The sequence below is a fragment of the Natronosalvus sp. KLKA75 genome, assembly GCF_059736265.1.
Map to the genome: position 1 here is coordinate 513,512 of NZ_CM185522.1, position 19,475 is coordinate 532,986.

Here is a 19,475-nt window from a genome sequence, read left to right on the forward strand (position 1 = left end):
ACCAGCACCGCCTGGAATCGCCGATACCGCCTGAACTCGACCGACGACACCGGCACCGCTCGAGTCACCGGATCACCCGTCCTCGAGTCAGTTCGACTCGACAGGTTCACCCTCGTTTCCAGCCGGCGTCGGCTCTTCGAGCGACCCCCGTTCACCGGTGGCGGGTTCGGGAATCGTACGCCCGAAGCGACACTTGCTGACCCGTACCCGTGGATCGGTTCCTACGGCACCACCACGATTCGGCGACGGGACCTCGAGCACCACGTCTGAAACCTGTACCGTCAGCCGCCGGTTCCGTGGCTCGTGGCCGTCACGAAGACCGTACAGGACGACCACGCTCTCTGTCTCGACCACTCGTTCGGCAACCGACGAGAGGAACTCGCGGTAGGGCCGTCGGTCCGCTTGCTCGAGGGCGTCCACGACGTCGACGATCACCGTCGCCCCCTCCGGTAGTTTCTCCAGCAACTCGAGGACCCGGTCCAGGTCGCCCTCGGCTTCGACGTGCTCGCCCACGAGCGAACGAATCGTCGGCGTTCCGGTCCGGCGAGGCGTCGCCTGAATCGCCCGCTCGAGTTGCGCCTTCGAACGATCCGTCGCGAGGTACAGCGTGCCGCGAACGGCGGTAACCCCGTAGAGGAGGTGTTCGACCTGACTCGCAGGCGGCGCCGTCAGCGTCACGACCGATCCGGCCGGAACGCCACCGCCGAGCGCACGGTCGACCCCGTCGACGCCGAACGAGAGTCGTCCACGGTCGGCGTTTCCAGCAGTCGTCACCCCGACTCGCTCGAGTCGGTCGGCGACGCGGTCGAACGCGTCGGTGGCCGCATCCGCGGTCAACGGTGAGGACGCCTCCACCTCGGGAATGGCCCCCAGCGCTTCGACGCCGAGACGGGCCTCGAGCCCCGACGGAACGGCGTCACACCGGGTGCAGACGACGCCCAGGATCGGAACGTCGAGTCGACGAGCGACGTCGACGGTCGTCTCCGCCGCGACGACGCTTCGCTCGGTCCCCGTCGTCACCACGACGACGCCGTCGGCCGCCGACAGCGGATCGACCAGTTCGGGACCGGCGCCCGACGGACAGTCGACGAACACCGTTCCCGACCCGCCGCCGTCCAGGCGGCCGATCGCTGACTCGAGGTCGACGGCCGCATCCGTCGGCGGCGCCGAGACGATACCGACGTTTCCCGCGCGCGGACTTCGCTGGGCGACGGTGAATGGGGCTGTATTCGCGCTTCCGTCCCCGTCCACATCCGGCCTCGCATCTGCATTCGCACCTGGCTCCCCATCGTTGGCACAGACGGCCTCGAGCGTCGGCATTCGGTCGGTTCCCGCCATCACGTGCAGGTTCGGAAGCTGCCTGTCGGCGTCGACGGCGAGGGCGGTCGCCCCCGTCCGTCCCACCGCCTCGGCCAGCCCGAGGGTCGTCGTCGTCTTTCCACAGCCACCCTTCACGCCGGCGATCGCAACGATCGTCATGCCGGGGTTGGCCGCGTCATGGGTCTTGAATGTACGGACGACGGTCGGGACCACCGGTGGAACCACGGGCGCCTCGAGAGCGCTCACGCAGCGACCAGCACGACGTAGAACTCCCCGCTGGAGCGATCGTACTGAACGCCCTGCCACTCCGAGGTCACCGCCTCCGGCCCGTCGACCGGGCCGACTGAGACCCGGTCGAGGATCTCGAGCAGTCGCGAGTCAAGGGTGACTCGCCTCACGACCACGTCTCCGGTCGCCGGTCGCCACTCCGGCGACGCGCTGGCGGCGTCGTCGACGGCCTCGAGAAAGCGATACTCGGGAGGGACGTACGGTTCGTCGTACTCGTTTTCGTACGCCGCTCCGTAGGTAACGTTCTCGAGACCCCGGACGCCGCTCGCGGGGACCACCGTGCCGAACGACACCGTCGCGTGGCTCGTTCCGTGGCGGTTGCGCAACTCGATCGTTCGCGCGGTCACTCGAACCTCGTCGCCGTCGTGGGCGTACGAACCACTCGCCTGGTAGGGGCTCGCGGCGATCCGGTCGATCGCGTTCGCCGCGCCGTTCGCGTCCGGCGGCGGTCCCGTCGGAACGGCGAGGGCCACGCCGGCGACCGCGAGGCTCACGAGTGCGACGGCCATCCAGACGTACCAGGCATCGAGGGGTGCATCCCAGTCCATGCCGGCGTTCGTCCCTCCTTCGTACGTAAACGCATTCACGGCTGCGGGGGACACCCGTTCTTCGAGCCACTCGACGAGTCACTCGCTCGAGGCACCCGTTTCTCGAGATGCCTGCTCGAGTCGCCCGTCCGCGGCATTCGCTCGAGACACCGGATCAGTGAATCATCGCCCCGACCAGCCAGACCGTCGCAACGTACACCGGCGTGGCGATCACGAGCGATCGGCCCGCGTAGTACCCGATCAGTGCCCGGTCGAGACCGTGACGGAGCGCCAGCGACAGCGGCGTCAACACGAGACAGAGCGTCAGGACGTAGACACCGACGACGACCCCCAGATCCTCGACCGCCAGCATCGACTCGGCCAGGTCGTCGCCCTCGAGAACGTGCTCGGCCATCAACCCGGCCAGCGCGACCGTCGACCCGGCGACCAGCGGTCCGAAGAACGACGCCGTGTTCTCGAGGGTGCCCGTCACCGCCGCTAGCTGGCGACGGGTCTCCCGCTCGAGTTCCTGAAGTTCCTCAAGGTGGTCGGCCATCGCGACGACCGCACGCCCGGCGGGTCGGCCCTCTTCGGCGGCAATGGCGAGCAGGCGCGCCATGCTCCGGGCTCGAGGGCTGGGAATCGCTCGGAGAGCACCATACTCGCCGAGAAACGCCGCCTCGACCGAGAGCTGCAATCGACGCTGGACGCCCGCCGCGCGCTCGAACACGTCACCAGTTTCGGCCGGAACCCGGTCGGCGGCGAGCGCGACCGCGGACTCCACGGCGTGGCCGTCCGACACCTGCCGACCGACCAGGTAGAGCGCGTCCACGAGGTGAGCTTCGACGTCGCGGACGTGATTTCGGACGGCCAGGATCGGGTGGAAGAGCGCGAGGAGTGCGACGCCGCCACCGACGCCGAGTCCGGCTATCGGGGCGAGATACGACGGACCGAACAGGAAAGTGACGACGAACGCCACCGCCCCGGCGGCGACGCCCCAGGTGAATCGAAGCCACAGCCGATCCGGAACGTCCGGGTGGTCGGGCGGCACCGTCGGCGGCGGGAACGCGACCGGCCGTCGCGTGAGCAACCAGACGCTCGCCGCGAGGAGGCCGACGGGGAGCAACAAGTTGTAGACCGCGACGAACGGCCAGATGGTCACGGCGTAGCCGACGATGGCCGCGGCGGGGACGAGCGCGACCAGCGCCAGCGGGAGCAAGACGCCGAACGCGTACAGTGCGGTCGTCGGGCCGCGAATCGCGTTCGTGAACTCGGCCATCTGTTCGCGCGTCCCGGTCAGGATGGCGGCGAGTGCACGGTCGAGCGTCCGTCCGCGCTCGCCGTCGGGCGCGTCCTGGGCCGTCGCGAGCAGGTATGCCGATCGGCGAAGCGCCGGAAATCGCGTCGTCCACTCCTCGGCGAACGTCAACAGCCCGGACCGGGGGTGCCCGCTGGCTCGAGCGACGTGTCTCGACAGGCTGGACGAGAGCGGCCCGCGTCCGGTGTCGGCGGCGAAGCGGACGGCGCTCTCGACGGAGGGCTGGATCTGCATGCGAAGCACGGCCCGTCCGATCAGCGACGGCGTCTCTCCGAGCGCCTCTGTCCGCGCGATGGCGGCGCGAACGGCCGGCGCCGTGTGTACCCCGTGGACGACGCTCAGCGCCGCAGCGAGTATCACGACTGGGACCGCGAACGTGGGGAGTTGCGTGAGAAACAACGCGAGGAGAACGCAGGCGGTGACCACGCCGGCGACGTAGCCCGCCCGAACGACGGTCTCCGGGCTGTGCGGTGACTCGAGGAACGACAGCGCGTCGGCCAGGTCGTCTCCGTAGGTGACGGGGTACGGATACCACCGCGCGAGCGCGACGATCAGCGCGTCGACTCGCCCCATCGTTACGGCCTCGAGCGACGTGCGTGCAGTCGGTCCGTCGCGTAGGCGGCCGTGACGTCCGCGGGACTCGTCCGTCCTTCGGCGGCGAGCGTTCGCAGTCGTCGCGTTCGCTCGTCGATCGCCGCCCGGACGTCAGCGTAGGTTTCGGTCGGTCCGGCGAGTCGGTCGACGAGGTGACTCTCCCCACGGTCGATGCGACCGGTCGCACGCGCGTGCTCGCCGTCGAGTTCGTACAGCGGTTCGAACCGCACCTCCGTCCCGGAGCCGACGACCTCCTCGACGCGGGCGAGGCGACGACGTTTCCCCGACGGCGTCCGGTAGGCTTGGACCGTGACGACCAGATCCGTCGCGGCGAACGAGGAGGGCTCGACGCCGAGGTCGGAGACGACGCGCTCGTAGACGTCCGCCGCGCCGTCACCGTGGATGGTTCCGAGCACGGCGTTCGCGTTCGCCCCGACGCGCATCGCCTCGTACAGCACGCGGGCCTCCTCGCCACGAATCTCGCCGACGACGAGCGCCCCGTCGCCGAGGCGGAGCGCAGTCCGGAGCGCCGCCGCAGGGGTAATCTCCGGTCCGTCCCCTCGGCCCGTTCGGAGCGCCTGGACGTCCCGGTCGACCGACTGGAGGGAGCGAACCGGCAGTTCGGGCGTGTCCTCGATTACGACCGTCCGCGTGTCGGGGGCCAGTTCGTACAGCAACGTTCCCAGCAGCGTCGTCTTCCCCGCGCCTCGAGTGCCAGCGATCAACGCCGCCGCGTTGCGTTCGACGGCGACCGAGAGAAACGCCGCCGCCTCCGGGATCACGGTCCCGTTCTCGACGAGTCCCGGAACGGTGAACCGATCGTCGGCCCGCTCGCGGAACGCGAACGCGACGCCCCGGGATACCGGTTCGTTCACGCCGGCGATACGGACGCCCACGCCGTTCTCGAGGTCGACGGTGGCGTCGACCGTCGGGTTCGCCCTCGAGAAGGCCCGTCCGCTCGTGCGCCGAACGCGCGAGGCGAGCGCCGCGGCTCCCGCTGGCACGAGCGAGAGGTTCGTCGCCATGGTCTCCCCGTCACAGACGACCCGCAGGGGGTTCTCCTCGACTGGCGCCGTCACGTACACGTCGCTGATCCGGGAATCCGCGAACAGGTCCTCGAGTACGCCGTAGCCGGCAGTGTGTCTCTCAAGAATCGAGGCCAGGAATGGATCGGCAACTCCCTCCGAACACCGCTCGATCGCGCGCTCGGGAGCGCGGTCGCCGTCGACGGTCCCCTCGGCGATGGCCTCGTACCCCTCGACGAGGAGCGCCATTGCTGAGGCCGGGAGGGTCGTTTCGACCACCTCGAGGGCGTACAGGGGCACGCTGTCGTTTCGATCGTAGATTCGCGCCTCACTTCCGGTCTCGAGAGACCGAACGTCCCGTAGCCGGCACCCTTCGCCGAGCGTCGGGTCGACGGTGTAGTGGCCGAACGAGACGCCCACCGACGGAACGAACCCATCCTCGTACGTGTCGACGTTCCGCGCCGACTCGAGCAACCCGGAACTCGCCCCGAGGTCGGCGACCGGTCCAGTACGAGTTTGGAGTTCGGCCGCGACAGCCAGCGGGTCCGTTCGCACGGTCTCAGCGAGATGGTGGTCCCGCGTGTCGGCAGCCCGAGCGAACCGACCGGCTCCCGACAGCAACGCCGAAACCTCCGATCCGTACCGATAGACGTTCCCACCGGATCGGACGACCACCGAGTCGGCCGCTCGCGTCTCGAGGCGCTCGATCACCGTACGCCGACACGCGGGGGCACTCGCGAGTCTGCCGTCGCAGTCGCAGTTGGTGGCGTCGGCGGTGAGCGTGTCGCCGTCGAACGCGAGCGAGCACCGACAGCCCCCGGTCGCTGTCTCGTCGGATTCACCAGCCGAACCGAAGCCGACTGCCTCGAGCGCGGCCTCGAGTACCGATCCATCCCGTGTCATACCGGCGGTTGCCGCGCAATCCGACTTAAACTCACACACGAGTGGCGACGATGACCGGTTGTCCGCAGTCGTCGGTCTCGAGCGTCAGCCGAAGGGTTCGCTCGCCGGTTCCCTGGAGCCTCACCGGGCGATTCGAGCCAGCCGCATCGGCGACGATTGGGACGTCGATGACGTGCGTTCGCACCGCTCTGTCCTCGAATCGGTACCGGGCCACGCTCGAGTCCCGGTCCAGTCGCTCTATTTCGAACGCCGACAACGGATGTGCCGCCGCCGCGTCCGGCGGAAGCGCGACCGTGACCGTTCGTTGCGGCGACGGGTGTCCTGGTGGCGGAACTTCTTCCTCGCGTGCGAGCGAACTCGCTGCCTCGGTGAGATCGGTCAATGCAGTCCTGGCGTGTCGGTCGGTGTTCTCGGCGGCAGCGTGCTCGAGCGCGGGCACCGCCATCGCCAGCAGTGCGACGGCGAGCAACGCGGCCAGGACGACGCGGATCACGGGAGGTGCGCGGCGAGGCGCTCGAGGACGGTCGGCGAGTTCGAACTCGAGTCGCCGCCGTGCTCGTGTTTGCGTTCGCGTTCACGTTCGCCGTCGTACTCGTCCCCTCTGTCCCCCGCCCCGTCTGCCGGCGTCGTCGATTCCGCGTCCGTACCGTCACCCTCGAATATCGCTGCGACGGTTCGGTCAGCCGCCGCCGGGTCGCTGAGTCCGTCACTCGTTTCGCTCGCGTCGACCGACCGGGGAGCGCCGCGGGAATCGGGCACACCCGTTCGTTCCTCGAGTCCACTCCCTCGTTCGCTCACGGGCGCCGCGCTACCGGAGACGCACTCCTCCCCTGGCTGATCGGGTTCCGGCGGCGACGCCTCGATCCGCGTCTCGAGGTCGTCTAGCCGGCGCTCGAGCCGATCGACGGCCGCCAGTGCGACGTTCGCTCGTCGCTCGACGTCGTCGTTGACGTGGCGGACGTTGTCGACGAATCCGCTCGTCGCTTGCACCGAGCCCTCGACCTCGGCGATTCGCCGGTCGTGGGCCTCGAGTCGGTCTTCGAACTCCGCGACGTCCGTGCCGAGTGCGGCGACCTCGGCGAGGTCGTCGAACGGCCGTTCGTCCTCGAGCAGCGCCCGTTCTACGCCGGCCAGTCGTCGCTCGAGTCGCTCGGTGTCGGTCATGCCGCCGTTGGTCCGGGTATCGTACTTAAACTCTCGGCCTCGAGGCAACTTGCCGTCAATAATATAAAATATATAGTTAACACTATGGAATTTATATCATTTCGCTCGCGCGGGGACTGTCCCCACCGTGGGGCGTCTCCCGGCGACGAACCTGTGCGACGTGTATCGTCTCCGTCGCGTCGTCGATCACGACGACTTCTCCCGGTCGCTCGGGCAGCCGATCGGCCAGCGATCCGCTCACGTACGCCGGCCGTGCCGTCTCGAGCGCCTCGAGGTCGGCCCTCGCCGTCAATCGATGGGAGACGACGATATCGGACTGGGAGATGCCCACGGCGGGAACGGCGCTCGGACGCTGGGTGGCCGCCACGAGACTGACCCCGGGGGCTCGACCGCGAGTGAGGATTGTCTCGAGGGCGGGCCGGGCGACGCCGTCGAAGAACGTGTGGGCCTCGTCGAGCAGCAGCCAGGGCAAGCGATCGATCGTCCCGTCGACCCGGGCCCGATAGAGCGCCTCGGCGACGCCCCTGACCACGGCGTTCATCGGCGCATCGGCCAGTCCGGAGACGTCGAGAACGGTCGCGTCCGGGCCCGCCAGATCGGCAGCAGTGAGTCCATCGGCATCGAAGACGCCCCAGGCGTCGGCGAGCTCGAGGTGGTTGCTCGCCGCCCGTCTGTCGGCCCGCGGGGTGTCCGCGGCTTCGATCCGCTCGGCCATCGCCTCGAGCGTCGATTCGCGCTGGGCCGCTCGCCAGAGGAGGCTGCCGGCGCCGCTTTCGGGCGAGAGGCCGACGAGGGCACACCACGATTTCGGGTCGAGCGACGACGGATCGACGGTCGGCCGGTCGACGACGGTGGCCGGAACGGGCGCACCGTCTGCAGGGTCCGCGAGCGATCCAAAGACGCCCATCGGGTCGACGACCACTGGCGAGACGCCGCGAGCGCGGGCGAGTTCCTCGGCGACGACGCCGAGCGTGTAGGACTTGCCGTAGCCGCGTTTGCCGACGATGGACACCGCGTGTGGGCCGTCGAGGTCCAAGGACAGCGCCGCGCCGGGGCTCCCATCGCGGGCGCGGTACGTGCCGAAGTTCGCGGTTGGCCGGCTGCCGCCGTTATCATCGTCGCCGTGGCCGCCGTCGCCCCTATCGCCGCCCCTTCCATCGTCGCGTCCGATAACGAACGTCACGGCCCGTTGTGGGCTCGCCCTCCGATATAAACTCTCGCCTGCCGGCCGTCGAGAGTATAAGTCGGATGGCGCAGCAAACGGCGGCCATGTCGATTCCAGTCGATGCCCTCGCGGGTCTCGCCTACGGTCTGTTGATCGGACTCGCCGTCGCCCCCGTCTTCGCGGTGGCTGCTACTTGCTACCGATCTGCGTTCGACAGCACGCTCTCGCGAGCGGCGGTCGTCGTAACCGCTTTCCTCGCTACGCTCGCCGTCTCCTGGCACCTGGACCTCCTCGAGGCGGCCGGTGGCGGCGGTTTCAGGCTCGTCCTCTCGGCGACCGTCGCCGTGGTACTGGGGGTCTACGCCGCGACCGTCGCCGACCGATTCGCGGCGACGGTTCCGCGATGGACGACCCGCTCGCTCGTCCGCGAACCGACACTCTCGAGCGACGCCCTCGACGACGTCGACGCGACGGGGCAAGTTACCGTCATCGCGATGAACGTCGCAGGCCTCGAGGGCTACCCACCGCTCGACCGCCAGCGACGCCGCCGACTCGAGGCCGGTTCCTGGCGACTGCCGGCGGATCTACCGCTTCCGGCGCTCGAGTCGCGCCTCGAGGATCGGTTGCGGACGGCCTACGAATTGACGGCCGTTCGCGTTTCGATCGACGCTCGCGGCCGGGCGTCTGTCGGCGCAGCATCACCCAGAAATGGCGTCTCGAATCGGCTTCGACCGGGGTTTCGTGCCGTGTCTCTCACGGCCCGCATCCCGGACGGACTCGCGGCGGGTGACCGGGTGCGCGTCGAGACGGAATCGGCGTCCGTGCTCGGGTCGGTCGTCGACGTACCCTGCCTCGACGACGGACTCGAATCGACGCGCGCGACGGCGTCCGATGGCGTCGCCAGCGTGACGGTTGCCGTTCGGACGAGCGACGCTGGAGACGCCCTTGCGACAGACCGGGCACGTCTCGTCGTCGTCCCGGACGGACGCTCCCAGGCGTTCGAAACCTGGTCGCTCCTGGAGCGAGCGGGCACCGGCGCTCGACGGGTGGTCCTCGACGCCGACCTGCTCGCCGAACTCGACGCCGCAGACGACGTCAGGCCGTTCGCGGCACGTCTCGAGGGCGACGACGGTGCGACGTGGCAGTTCGAGCCCGATTGCTCGGCACTCGCACCGTGCGACGAGGTGTTCGTCGTGGGCGACGAACGCCGGGTGAACGCGCTCTCCCCGTCGGCGCTCTCGGCGGTCGATGAGGACAATCACCGGTCTCGACAGTGCGGTCGAAACGAATCGAACCCACCAACCGGGGGTTTCGCGGAGGCGGTCCAGTGACGCTCGCCTTCCCCTCGAGCGCGCCGCTCGCACTGGTCTCCCAGTGGACGCACACTGCGGTGCTGTCCGTCCTCGGGTTCGCCGTCCTGGCCGGCGTCGTGGCGATGGGCGCCGCGTTCGTCACTCGCTGGGCGACGGGCCGGGCGCTGTCGACGGGCGCGGCGATCGTCGCGGGCTCGGCCGTCCCGGCGTCCGTCCTCCTCGTCCAGGCGGTCGTCCGCGGTGCGTTCGTCGAGCCGGCACCGCTGGTCGGGTACGCCAGTAGCAGCTACTTACTCGGCGTGTTCGCGGGCACCCTGCTCGTCACCGCTGGCGGCCGTTCCGTCGGCGACCATCTCGCCTGTGCGGTGTTCGACATTCGCCGAGTCGAGGGTGATAGTATCGCGGCGGGACTCGTCCGTTCGGCGGGAGTAACCGCCTCGCTGACGCTTCCCGACACGATTGGCGACCTCGAGGGGTACCGTCCCGTCCCCGAGGGGACGAAACGCCGGCTGGCCGATCGACGACTGACCGTTCCTCGCGACCTCTCGGAATCGGGGCTCGAGCGACGGCTTCGCGACCGACTCGAGGCGGATTTCGACGTCGACCGAACGGTACTCGAGGTGGGGCCGCACGGGTCGATCGACTCGCTTGCCGTCGGTCGTCTCCACTCGGGCCGAAGTCCGACGATCCCGCCGGGGATGGAGGCGATCGCGATCGACAGCGACGTTCCCGACGCGGCGAGCGACGGCGATCCGCTCGAGATCCGGGACGAAGACGGCCGCCTCGTCGCGACGGGCGTCCTGTGCGGGGTCGATGGCCCGACTGCGACGGTCTTCGCCGAGGTCGGTGTGACGGCGGAGCTCGAGGACGAGCACCGCTACCGGCTCGCTATCCGGGCCGCGGAACCCGGCGACGGACGAGAACTGGTTCGGCGTATTCAGCGTGCACCGGAGATGATTTCGACGCGAACGGTCGAGGTCGGGGGCGATCTCGAGGGCGAGTTCGTCGAGTGGGTTCCGGGAACCGTTCTTGTGATCGAACGCGACGGCGGCCTCCATTCGTTCCCGGCAGGTCGCGAACCTATTCGCGCGGGCGACCGGGTTCACGTCTTTGGTGCGCCTGACGAACTGGCGGCGCTGTGACTGGGGTCAACGGACAAGACTTTAACCGCATCGTCGCCTATCAGCATGCAAATGGTACTCGACGATCTCGGAAGTTCCCTCCGAGGCACCCTCGACAAACTCCGCGGCAAGTCGCGCATCTCCGAGGAGGACGTCGAGGAGGTCGTCAAGGAGATCCAGCGGTCGCTGCTGTCGGCCGACGTCGATGTCTCCCTCGTGATGGAGCTTTCGGACAACATCAAGACCCGCGCGCTCGAGGAGGAGCCACCCGCGGGGACGCCCGCTCGCGACTTCGTCCTCCGCATCGTCTACGAGGAACTGGTCGATCTCATCGGCGAGTCGACTGACCTCCCGCTCGAGGAACAGACCATCCTGCTGGCGGGGCTCCAGGGGTCGGGGAAGACGACCACGTCCGCGAAGATGGCGTGGTGGTTCTCGACGAAGGGGCTCCGGCCCGCCGTGATCCAGACCGACACGTTCCGGCCCGGTGCCTACGAACAGGCCAAAGAGATGTGCCGGCGCGCGGAGGTCGACTTCTACGGCGACCCCGACGGCGACGACCCGGTCCAGATCGCGCGCGACGGCCTCGAGGCGACGAGCGAGGCAGACGTCCACATCGTCGACACGGCGGGTCGCCACGCCCTGGAGGACGACCTGATCGACGAGATCGAGGACATCGAGGACGTGGTCGACCCCGATGTCGGCCTGCTAGTGCTCGACGCGGCGATCGGTCAGGGCGCGAAAGACCAGGCCCAGCAGTTCGACGAGTCCGTGGGCATCGACGGCGTCGTCATCACCAAACTCGACGGGACGGCGAAGGGTGGTGGCGCGCTGACGGCGGTCGATCAGACCGACTCCTCCATCGCCTTCCTCGGGACCGGCGAGGAGGTCCAGGACATCGAGCGCTTCGAGCCCAACGGGTTCATCTCCCGACTTCTGGGGATGGGCGACCTCGCCCAGCTCGCCGAGCGCGTCGAGCGCGCGATGGAGCATACCGGCGAAGAGGAAGACGACTGGGACCCCGAGGATATGCTCCAGGGGCAGTTCACCCTCAACGACATGCAAAAGCAGATGGAGGCGATGAACAACATGGGGCCCCTCGATCAGGTGCTCGACATGATTCCCGGCTTCGGCGGCGGGATCAAGGACCAGTTGCCCGACGACGCGATGGACGTCACTCAGGACCGGATGCGGACGTTCGAGGTCATCATGGACTCGATGACCGACGCCGAGAAGGAGTACCCGCGGGCGATCGGTGCCGACCAGATTCGCCGGATCGCTCGCGGTTCCGGGACCTCGGAGGAGAGCGTTCGGGAACTCCTCCAGCAGTTCAAGATGATGGAACGCACCCTCAAGCAGTTCCAGGGGATGGGATCGGACAAGGAGATGCAGCGGATGATGCAGCAGATGCAACAGCAGGGCGGCGGCGGAATGGGCGGGATGGGTGGCGGCGGCCCGTTCTGAGACGCCAGTTGCGATTTCTCGAGGACGGCTAGTTCGGCTCTCGCGGAGACGCTGATCGTTCCCTTCTTTCGCTCCTCGAGTCGGATTCCACTCCTGTCGCTATCAGCTATCTAATCCAAACTCGAGATTCGCCGTCAGAACGCGATTCGAGCCCGTTTCAGGCGACCTTCCCGTACTGATCGGTGAGCTTCTCGGCAGCCTCCCCCAGCTGTTCGCGCTCGTAGGCCGAGAGGTCCCACTCGACGATCTCTTCGACGCCGTTCGAGCCGAGCTTCACGGGGACGCCGAAGGCGGTGTCTTCGTGGCCGAACTCGCCCTCGAGGACGACGCTGGCGGGCAGCACTTCGCCGGTGTCACGGAGGACGGCCTCGACCATGTGGGCGACGCCGGCGGCGGGACCCCACTCGGTGGCGCCTTTCTTCTCGATGACGTTCATCGCGGAGGTCTGGAGTTCGTTCAGGATCTCCTCCTTCTCGTCGTCGTCGAAGGTGCGGTCCTCGCCGTCGACGCGTACTTTCGAAAACACGGGAACCTGCGCGTCGCCGTGTTCGCCGAGAATCGTCGCCTGGACGTTCTGGACGGGGACGTCGTAGCGCTGGGAGAGGACGTACCGGAACCGGGCAGAGTCGAGGCGGCCGCCGAAGCCGATCACCTGCTCCCGGCGTCGGTCACCCGTCTCGTAGAGGTGCCGGTTCAGCAGGTCGACCGGGTTCGAGGTGGTGATCGTCACGAAGTCGTCGTTGTGCTCGGCGAGCGAGGAGCCGATGTCCTCCATGATCGGGGCGTTGTCCCCTGCGAGGTCGATCCGGGTCTGGCCCGGTTGGCGCGGAATCCCGGCCGTGATGACGACGACGTCCGACCCTGCGGTGTCCTCGTAACCACCCTGGCGGACGACCGTGTTCGAGTCGTAGGCGACGCCGTGGTTGACGTCGGCCGCCTGGCCGACCGTGTCGTCTTCCTTGTCCGGAATATCGACGAAGACGAGTTCGTCAGCGATCCCGCGCAGTGCGATGTTGTAGCCCGCCGCGGCCCCGACGGTGCCGGCCGCGCCGACCACGCTCACTTTTGTCATACCACGTTCACCGTCTCCTGCCAGGGCGTTAAATCCGTCGGAAAGACGGGTTCGCAGCACGGTCCGGGCGATAAGACGATCCGTAGGTGGACGCGATCGAGTCACCCGTCTCGACGGGAACCGAACCAGCCTTGGTCGCTCGAACCCCTCCCTCGAGCATGCGCGTCAGCGTCGTCGGCGGCGGGTCGATCACGGACGAGGAGACCGAGCGAGCGGCCGTGGTCGGTCGCGAACTGGGCCGACGCGGGCACACGGTCGTCTGCGGCGGCCGGGGCGGGACGATGGAGGCAGTCTGCCGCGGGGCACGCAAGGCCGGCGGCGAGACGATTGGCATCCTGCCCTCGAGCGAGCGCGCGGACGCAAATCCGCACGTCGAGACGGTGATCGCGACTGGAATGGGTCACGCCCGGAACGCGCTCGTTCCGCTGAACGGGGACGCGGTTGTCGCGCTCTCTGGCGGCCCCGGAACCCTCTCGGAGATCGGTTTCGCCCTCGTATACGGTCGCCCGGTCGTGGGACTGGAGACCCACGACGTTCCTGGCCTCGAGACCGTCGAGTCGCCGAAGGCGGCCGTCGACGCCGTCGAACGAGCGGTGCTCGGCGAGACGACTGACTCGGCGGCCGAAGGAGTCGAGAGGGACGAAGGGCCCGAGGGAGTCGAAGCCGACCTCCCGGGGCCGTACACCCTCGTCCCCCGGCCGCCGAGCCCCGAAGCGTTCGTCGCCCTCCGGGAAGCCGCGGACATGGCCCCGCGGTCGCTCGAGGCGGTCGAGCGCGGACTCCCGAATTCGGTGTTCGCGGTGCACGTGATCCACGACCCCTCGGGCGAACCAGTCGGCATGGGACGCATCGTTGGCGACGACGGGGCGGTTTATCACATTTCAGACATGGCCGTCCACCCGGACCACCAGGGACGGGGACTCGGCACACACATCATGGACCGACTGTGGGCCTACATTGAGGAGACGGCACCCGAGTCGGCTTACGTCAACCTGATGGCCGATATCGACGGGTTCTACGAGCGATTCGGTTTCGAGGAAACCCGTCCGGCCTCGAAGGGAATGTATCGCCGGGTCGAGTGAGTGGGCAGGCAGAGCCAGCCTCGAGTCCGGTGCCAGCCCGCGTCAGTCCGTAGCTTTTTCGACGTTTGCCCCCCATACACCGGATATGAGCGACTTCGACAAGGAAGCCGAACGCGAGAAGCTTCGAAAGAAGTACGAGCGCGACGAGGCCGACCGCGAGGCGACCCAGCGGATGAGCGACCTCCTGCTCAAGGGAGCGACGATGACCAACACCCACTGTGACGTCTGCGGCGACCCCCTCTTTCGCTACCAGGGGACGACCTTCTGCCCGAGCTGCCACGGCGGACCGGAGGGCGTCGAGGCGTCGGTCGACGACGGTGCTGGCGACGAGGATCCCGCTACGGCAGGGGGGTCGTCCAGGGGGACGAGAGTGGACGAGCACCCCTCGAGCGAGAGCGAGGCACCTGCTGAGGAGACGGAAGCCGCGAACGACCCCGAGCACGCGGCCTCGAGCGTCGGTGCTGCCGACGCCGACGTAGACCGATTGGCGGCGACGCCCGAAACCCGCGCCACGTCCAGTACGGTGAACGAGGGGCCGGGATCGGGGACCCCTCGAGAGACGTCCGATACCTCCGGGCCCGCTGATGCTCCCGATACCCCCGACACCCCCGGAACCAGCCGAGCGCCGTCGGCCGTTCCATCGAGCGGTTCTAGCTCCGGGTCGAGTGTCAACGTCGGCAGCGACCTCGAGGCCGGAACCGACGCGCTCGTGACTGCGCTCGAGCGATTCTCGCGGGCGGCCGCTGAGGCCGACGATCCGCGGTACGCGAAGGCGTGTCTCGAGGCGGCCCACGAGGCGGCAGCGACGCTGGTGACGCTTCGCGAGTAGTTCGGACTCGGAACCTACAACTCACCGCCGGCCATCCTGCCAGCCATGCCCGAGCCAGCGGTCATCGCCCACCGCGGATTCGCCGGAATCACCCCCGAGAACACGATCGAGGCGGCTCGAGTCGCCAGCGAGCACCCCTCGACGGACATGATCGAGATCGACGTCCAGCCCGCCGCCTGCGGGACGCCGGTCGTGATTCACGACGATCGACTCGAGGGAACCCGCGACGGGCGTCCGCTCACCGATTCCGAGGGGCTGGTGTGGGAGACTAGCCTCGAGGACCTCTCGAACGCCCGGATTCTGGGGACAGATGAGACGGTCCCGACGCTCGAGACGTTCCTCGAGGTCGTCGACCCCGGCGTCGGCGTCAACGTCGAACTCAAGAATCCGGGGACGCCGTCGATCCGTCCGGGGGAGTCGCTGTCACCGAGTGTGCGCGCCGAACGCCGGGAGATCTGGGAGCCGTTCGTCGAGCGCGTCGTCGATGTCTGTGACAGCTTCGACGGCGATGTGCTCTTCTCGTCGTTCTGTGCTGGCGCGCTCGCGGCTACCCGGAACGTCGCACCCGAGTATCCCATCGGAACGCTCGTTGCGGACGACCTCGAGACGGGGCTCGGGATCGCTCGCGAGTACGACAGCGAGGCGATCCATCCGCCGCGAAACGCGGTTGCCGGGACGGCGCTCTCGACGGAACCGTACGCCGGCGTCTCGGAAGCGCCGACAGTCGACCTGCTCGATGTCGCTCGCGACGAGGGACGAGCGATCAACGTCTGGACGGTCGACACCTGGGTCCAGTTCGACCAGTTACGAGCGGTCGGTGTCGACGGGATCATCGTGGACTATCCGGGTCTCGACTCGCGGTGAGCGGGTGCAGGAGCAGAAACAGGAGCAGGAGCGGACGCTCGAGCGTTCGTGCCAGCCCGGTTTCTAAGACGCCTGTCGGCTACTCGAGCCCAAGCGTCTCCTCGAGCGCGTCGTAGTCGGGGAACTCCGGCCACTCGGTGGCGACCCACGACCCCGTCACCGTCAGGCCCGCGTCCACGGCGAAGAAGGCGACTCGCGGCTCGCTGAGGCCAGCCATGCCGTCCAGGTCGTGGGCGATTCCGTAGTCTTCGGCGACGTCGTTGCCCGGATCGGCGACGATTTCGAACGGCAGGTCGCGCTCCCTGAGAAAGGAAGCGACGCCGTAGGGATTTGCGGTGGAGACGCCGACGACGCGGGCGCGCTCGTTCCAGCCTCGTTCGGCGAGTTCCGTCCAGACGTACTGGGCGACGAACGAGCCGATCATGGGGGTGAACACTAGGATAAGGCCGTTGCCGTCCTCGGCGGCCGCGAGGTCGGCCAGCGACCGATCCTCCCAGAACTCCCTCGAGACGAGCGGTCGGGTGAACTCCGGCGCCGTCGTTCCCGTTTCGGGGTGATCGGTCGGCCCGAGGTCGACGACGTCGAAGTCGACCACTAGTCGTCACCCCGGTCTCCCGCAGCGCCCGCAGCACCTGCAGCGCCGTCGCCGTAAACCGAATCCAGGTAGTCGACGATGTTCGCACTCTCGGCCATCGTGACCCCGGTTTCCTCGTCGATGAGGACGGGAACCGACCGGACCCCGGCCTCGCGCTTGACCGCGTTCCGGTGCGAGTGCATCGGTTCGACGAAGCGCGATCGGTACTCGAGGCCGTACGCCTGGAGCCGCGAGACGACTCGCTCGCAGTAGGGACACCCTTGCAGTCGGTACAGCGTCCGCGGCGAGTCGGTCGGTGCTGACATAACTCCCGATTGGGAGACGAGTGCAAAAACGGTGTCGGGGCTCAAAAGGGTAAAACGTTAATCAGTCCGGTGATAACAGACAGGGAGTTAATGGTGTATTCGCTGTTCGAAGCGGTCGTGTTCGCGTACACGGTCCCAGGACTGGGGCTGGAGATGGACGAATCGATCGTGACGATCCTCGGTGCGGTCACCGTGATCTTGCTCATCGGGCTCTCCGCCTTCTTCTCCTCCTCAGAGATCGCGATGTTCTCCCTGCCGAAACACCGCGTCGAGGGGATGGTCGAGGAGGGCGTTCCCGGCGCAGAGCGCGTCCAGGCGCTCAAATCGGACCCGCATCGGTTGCTCGTAACTATTCTGGTCGGCAACAACGTGGCCAATATCGCCATGTCCTCTATCGCGACGGCCGTCCTGTCCATCCACTTCGGTGGCCTCGTGGGCGTGTTGATCGCGACGTTCGGTATCACTGCCATCGTCCTCCTGTTCGGGGAAAGCGCCCCCAAGTCCTACGCTGTCGAGCACACCGAGACCTGGTCCGTTCGAACGGCGAAACCGCTCAAGGCGACCGAGTACCTGCTCTATCCGCTCGTCGTCCTCTTCGATTACCTCACCCGCCAGATCAACCGCCTGACCGGCTCGGCGACCGGCGCCATCGAGACGCCCTACGTCACCCGCGACGAGATTCAGGAGATGATCGAATCTGGCGAGCGCGAGGGCGTCTTAGAGGAGGAAGAACACGAGATGCTCACTCGCATCTTCCGGTTCAACAACACCATCGTCAAGGAGGTGATGACGCCCCGACTCGACATGACGGCTGTACCGCGAGACGCCGGCATCGACGAGGCCATCGAGACCAGCATCCAGAGCGGCCACGCCCGGATCCCGGTCTACGAGGGCAGCCTAGACAACGTTCAGGGCGTCGTTCACATCCGGGACCTCGTCCGGGATCTGAACTACGGCGAGTCGACGGACCTCACGATGGACGACGTTATTCGCCCGACGTTGCACGTCCCGGAGTCGAAGAACGTCGACGAACTGCTGGGCGAGATGCGCGAAAACCGGATGCACATGGCCATCGTCATCGACGAGTTCGGCACCACCGAGGGACTGGTGACGATGGAGGACATGGTCGAAGAGATCGTCGGCGAGATCCTCGAGGGTGGCGAGGAGGAGCCGGTCGAGGAGGTCGACGAGGACACCGTCGTCGTCCGCGGCGAGGTCAACATCGAGGAGGTCAACGAGGCCCTCGGCATCGAACTCCCGGAGGGCGAGGAGTTCGAGACCATCGCGGGGTTCATCTTCAACCGTGCCGGGCGACTGGTCGAGGAGGGCGAAACCATCATGTACGACGACGACGGCGGCGTCGAGATTACCGTCGAAGAGGTCGAAAACACCCGGATCATGAAGGCCCGACTCGAGAAACTGGGCCTCGAAGAGGACGGAGAAACGGTCGATGTGGAAGGGGACGAGGGTACGCCTCGCGACGACAGTGACGGCGACGACAGAAACGGAAATGGGAACGAGAACGGAGACGCGGACACGGACGAGAGCGTACCAATCGAAGACGAGTGACCGGTCCGACCGACGGACCCGACCCGCGAAGCGGCCTGTTCTGTCGTGGGGAAGCAGATTCGAACGCCGAAACGTGGGGAGGCACACTCGAGCGTCGTGCGGAGGCGCACTCGAACGCCAAAATGACGAGTCCCACTCGAGCGCCGGGACGTTGAGGAGAGACGCCCGAACACCGAAACGATCTCGCGCTACCGTGACCGCCCGACCAGCCCCTCGAGTTCCCGCGCCACGACCGGCGGAACGACCAGTCGCCGCGGGCCGGGCACGTACTGGCCGCCGGGGGTAGCGTACTCGAGGGTGACGATCGCGGTGTCACCTACTGTTCGCACGGACGCACCCTCGAGGTGCTCGAGGGCGATCCGTTCTTCGGGGTCGTGGAGGTAGATAACGCCCTCGTCGGCGTCGATGGTCCCCACGGAGCGCAGGAATGAGGAGCCGACGAGTGCGATCAGTGCGAGCGGGAGCGTGAACGCGGCGAGAAACGTGAACGGGCCGGCCCCGACGGCGAGTACGTCGCCCTGGGAGACGAGACGGCCGGCGAGCATCAACGCGCCGACGACGCCGACCATGGCGAGCGTGCCGAGGGCCGCGTCCATCGCTCGCTGGAGGCCACGCTCGTCGGAGGTCGACACCGGAAGCGGGAGGCCTGCGGAGAGTCGCTCGAGGTGAGCCTGCGTGTGGGTGCTGGCGGCGAGGGCGAGAATCGACGCGGCGACGCCGAGGAGGGCGGCGACGAGGACGGCCTGTGCGCTCGTCAGCTCGAATCCGGTACCGGCGACGGTCGTCGACAGGATGGTCGACCCGGCCTGTCCGAGCAGGTCGAATACCCGCCAGACGGCGACGATCGAGATGACGGCGAAGAACGTCCCGACGCCGAACGCCCAGAGCGCTCGCACCGCGCGCGAGGTCGTCGCGTCCCGCCGCCACTGGATCGGCTGGGCGTCTGCCATACTCGAC

General features: G+C 67.8%; 17 protein-coding genes and 2 pseudogenes. 8 read left to right on the forward strand and 11 right to left on the reverse strand.

Annotated features, from left to right (window positions below; genetic code table 11):
* Nucleotides 1-87: 87 nt before the first annotated feature.
* From AC6I65_RS02525 to AC6I65_RS02555, 7 genes are all read right to left on the reverse strand, one after another.
* The gene (locus AC6I65_RS02525) at nucleotides 88-1,479 is read right to left on the reverse strand and encodes a DUF7125 family protein (protein WP_497902519.1); all 1,392 of its coding nucleotides are present in this window, start codon (nucleotides 1,477-1,479) and stop codon (nucleotides 88-90) included.
* A gap of 83 nt (nucleotides 1,480-1,562) precedes the next feature.
* Entirely contained in the window at nucleotides 1,563-2,156 is a 594-nt protein-coding gene (locus tag AC6I65_RS02530; RefSeq protein WP_497902520.1) for a DUF7283 family protein, read from the reverse strand.
* A 154-nt stretch (nucleotides 2,157-2,310) separates the two neighbouring features.
* Entirely contained in the window at nucleotides 2,311-4,026 is a 1,716-nt protein-coding gene (locus AC6I65_RS02535; protein ID WP_497902521.1) for a secretion system protein, read from the reverse strand.
* Between the two features lie 2 nt (nucleotides 4,027-4,028).
* Nucleotides 4,029-5,975 carry an ATPase, T2SS/T4P/T4SS family gene (locus AC6I65_RS02540; RefSeq protein ID WP_497902522.1) on the reverse strand — a complete coding sequence of 649 codons (1,947 nt, stop codon included), beginning with the start codon at nucleotides 5,973-5,975 and terminating at the stop codon, nucleotides 4,029-4,031.
* Between the two features lie 31 nt (nucleotides 5,976-6,006).
* Entirely contained in the window at nucleotides 6,007-6,468 is a 462-nt protein-coding gene (locus AC6I65_RS02545) for a DUF7311 family protein (RefSeq protein WP_497902523.1), read from the reverse strand.
* Nucleotides 6,465-7,139, reverse strand: a complete 675-nt coding sequence (locus tag AC6I65_RS02550) for a DUF7310 family coiled-coil domain-containing protein (RefSeq protein ID WP_497902524.1) — start codon at nucleotides 7,137-7,139, stop codon at nucleotides 6,465-6,467. Before AC6I65_RS02550 ends, AC6I65_RS02545 begins: the two co-directional genes overlap by 4 nt.
* A 91-nt stretch (nucleotides 7,140-7,230) precedes the next feature.
* Entirely contained in the window at nucleotides 7,231-8,322 is a 1,092-nt protein-coding gene (locus AC6I65_RS02555; RefSeq protein WP_497902525.1) for an ATP-binding protein, read from the reverse strand.
* An 86-nt stretch (nucleotides 8,323-8,408) separates the two neighbouring features.
* On the opposite strand from AC6I65_RS02555, the gene AC6I65_RS02560 reads away from it, so the two are divergent.
* The 3 genes from AC6I65_RS02560 to AC6I65_RS02570 are packed head-to-tail and all read left to right on the forward strand — an operon-like array spanning nucleotide 8,409 to nucleotide 12,202.
* Nucleotides 8,409-9,635, forward strand: a complete 1,227-nt coding sequence (locus tag AC6I65_RS02560; protein ID WP_497902526.1) for a DUF8167 domain-containing protein — start codon at nucleotides 8,409-8,411, stop codon at nucleotides 9,633-9,635.
* Nucleotides 9,632-10,759 (forward strand): DUF8167 domain-containing protein, encoded by a 1,128-nt coding sequence (locus AC6I65_RS02565; RefSeq protein ID WP_497902527.1) that lies wholly within the window; start codon nucleotides 9,632-9,634, stop codon nucleotides 10,757-10,759. Before AC6I65_RS02560 ends, AC6I65_RS02565 begins: the two co-directional genes overlap by 4 nt.
* Before the next feature lie 51 nt (nucleotides 10,760-10,810).
* A complete protein-coding gene (locus AC6I65_RS02570; RefSeq protein ID WP_497902528.1) occupies nucleotides 10,811-12,202 on the forward strand; it encodes a signal recognition particle protein Srp54 in 1,392 nt (463 codons plus the stop codon).
* A 157-nt stretch (nucleotides 12,203-12,359) separates the two neighbouring features.
* Here the strand turns inward: AC6I65_RS02570 and mdh are convergent, their stop codons facing one another.
* Complete coding sequence (gene mdh, locus AC6I65_RS02575) at nucleotides 12,360-13,274, reverse strand: malate dehydrogenase (protein WP_497902529.1); 915 nt, start codon at nucleotides 13,272-13,274, stop codon at nucleotides 12,360-12,362.
* Between the two features lie 158 nt (nucleotides 13,275-13,432).
* On the opposite strand from mdh, the pseudogene AC6I65_RS02580 reads away from it, so the two are divergent.
* The 4 genes and pseudogenes from AC6I65_RS02580 to AC6I65_RS02595 form a co-directional block, all read left to right on the forward strand.
* Nucleotides 13,433-13,870, forward strand: a pseudogene (locus tag AC6I65_RS02580) (TIGR00725 family protein); the annotation flags it as partial.
* A 105-nt stretch (nucleotides 13,871-13,975) separates the two neighbouring features.
* A pseudogene (locus AC6I65_RS02585) lies at nucleotides 13,976-14,356 on the forward strand (GNAT family N-acetyltransferase); the annotation flags it as partial.
* 85 nt (nucleotides 14,357-14,441) lie between these two features.
* The gene (locus AC6I65_RS02590) at nucleotides 14,442-15,185 is read left to right on the forward strand and encodes an Sjogren's syndrome/scleroderma autoantigen 1 family protein (protein ID WP_497902530.1); all 744 of its coding nucleotides are present in this window, start codon (nucleotides 14,442-14,444) and stop codon (nucleotides 15,183-15,185) included.
* Between the two features lie 45 nt (nucleotides 15,186-15,230).
* A complete protein-coding gene (locus AC6I65_RS02595) occupies nucleotides 15,231-16,049 on the forward strand; it encodes a glycerophosphodiester phosphodiesterase (protein WP_497902531.1) in 819 nt (272 codons plus the stop codon).
* Nucleotides 16,050-16,128: 79 nt separating this feature from the next.
* Here AC6I65_RS02595 and AC6I65_RS02600 read toward each other — a convergent pair whose 3' ends face one another.
* Together AC6I65_RS02600 and AC6I65_RS02605 are read right to left on the reverse strand one after the other, a co-directional pair.
* Nucleotides 16,129-16,644 carry a redoxin domain-containing protein gene (locus AC6I65_RS02600; protein WP_497902532.1) on the reverse strand — a complete coding sequence of 172 codons (516 nt, stop codon included), beginning with the start codon at nucleotides 16,642-16,644 and terminating at the stop codon, nucleotides 16,129-16,131.
* Nucleotides 16,644-16,949 carry a glutaredoxin family protein gene (locus AC6I65_RS02605; RefSeq protein WP_497902533.1) on the reverse strand — a complete coding sequence of 102 codons (306 nt, stop codon included), beginning with the start codon at nucleotides 16,947-16,949 and terminating at the stop codon, nucleotides 16,644-16,646. Before AC6I65_RS02605 ends, AC6I65_RS02600 begins: the two co-directional genes overlap by 1 nt.
* A gap of 90 nt (nucleotides 16,950-17,039) precedes the next feature.
* Between AC6I65_RS02605 and AC6I65_RS02610 the strand changes: the two genes are divergently transcribed.
* Nucleotides 17,040-18,518, forward strand: a complete 1,479-nt coding sequence (locus AC6I65_RS02610; RefSeq protein WP_497902534.1) for a hemolysin family protein — start codon at nucleotides 17,040-17,042, stop codon at nucleotides 18,516-18,518.
* 188 nt (nucleotides 18,519-18,706) lie between these two features.
* Here the strand turns inward: AC6I65_RS02610 and AC6I65_RS02615 are convergent, their stop codons facing one another.
* Nucleotides 18,707-19,468: a hypothetical protein gene (locus AC6I65_RS02615; protein ID WP_497902535.1), complete on the reverse strand. Its 762-nt coding sequence runs from the start codon at nucleotides 19,466-19,468 to the stop codon at nucleotides 18,707-18,709.
* Nucleotides 19,469-19,475: the final 7 nt, after the last annotated feature.

What these genes read in the sequence shown, in the direction of transcription:
- AC6I65_RS02525 (WP_497902519.1), bottom strand. Translation starts at nt 1,479, where the DNA reads ATGACGATCGTTGCGATCGCCGGCGTGAAGGGTGGCTGTGGAAAGACG.
- AC6I65_RS02530 (WP_497902520.1), bottom strand. Translation starts at nt 2,156, where the DNA reads ATGGACTGGGATGCACCCCTCGATGCCTGGTACGTCTGGATGGCCGTC.
- AC6I65_RS02535 (WP_497902521.1), bottom strand. Translation starts at nt 4,026, where the DNA reads ATGGGGCGAGTCGACGCGCTGATCGTCGCGCTCGCGCGGTGGTATCCG.
- AC6I65_RS02540 (WP_497902522.1), bottom strand. Translation starts at nt 5,975, where the DNA reads ATGACACGGGATGGATCGGTACTCGAGGCCGCGCTCGAGGCAGTCGGC.
- AC6I65_RS02550 (WP_497902524.1), bottom strand. Translation starts at nt 7,139, where the DNA reads ATGACCGACACCGAGCGACTCGAGCGACGACTGGCCGGCGTAGAACGG.
- AC6I65_RS02560 (WP_497902526.1), top strand. Translation starts at nt 8,409, where the DNA reads ATGTCGATTCCAGTCGATGCCCTCGCGGGTCTCGCCTACGGTCTGTTG.
- AC6I65_RS02570 (WP_497902528.1), top strand. Translation starts at nt 10,811, where the DNA reads ATGGTACTCGACGATCTCGGAAGTTCCCTCCGAGGCACCCTCGACAAA.
- mdh (WP_497902529.1), bottom strand. Translation starts at nt 13,274, where the DNA reads ATGACAAAAGTGAGCGTGGTCGGCGCGGCCGGCACCGTCGGGGCCGCG.
- AC6I65_RS02590 (WP_497902530.1), top strand. Translation starts at nt 14,442, where the DNA reads ATGAGCGACTTCGACAAGGAAGCCGAACGCGAGAAGCTTCGAAAGAAG.
- AC6I65_RS02595 (WP_497902531.1), top strand. Translation starts at nt 15,231, where the DNA reads ATGCCCGAGCCAGCGGTCATCGCCCACCGCGGATTCGCCGGAATCACC.
- AC6I65_RS02605 (WP_497902533.1), bottom strand. Translation starts at nt 16,949, where the DNA reads ATGTCAGCACCGACCGACTCGCCGCGGACGCTGTACCGACTGCAAGGG.
- AC6I65_RS02610 (WP_497902534.1), top strand. Translation starts at nt 17,040, where the DNA reads ATGGTGTATTCGCTGTTCGAAGCGGTCGTGTTCGCGTACACGGTCCCA.
- AC6I65_RS02615 (WP_497902535.1), bottom strand. Translation starts at nt 19,468, where the DNA reads ATGGCAGACGCCCAGCCGATCCAGTGGCGGCGGGACGCGACGACCTCG.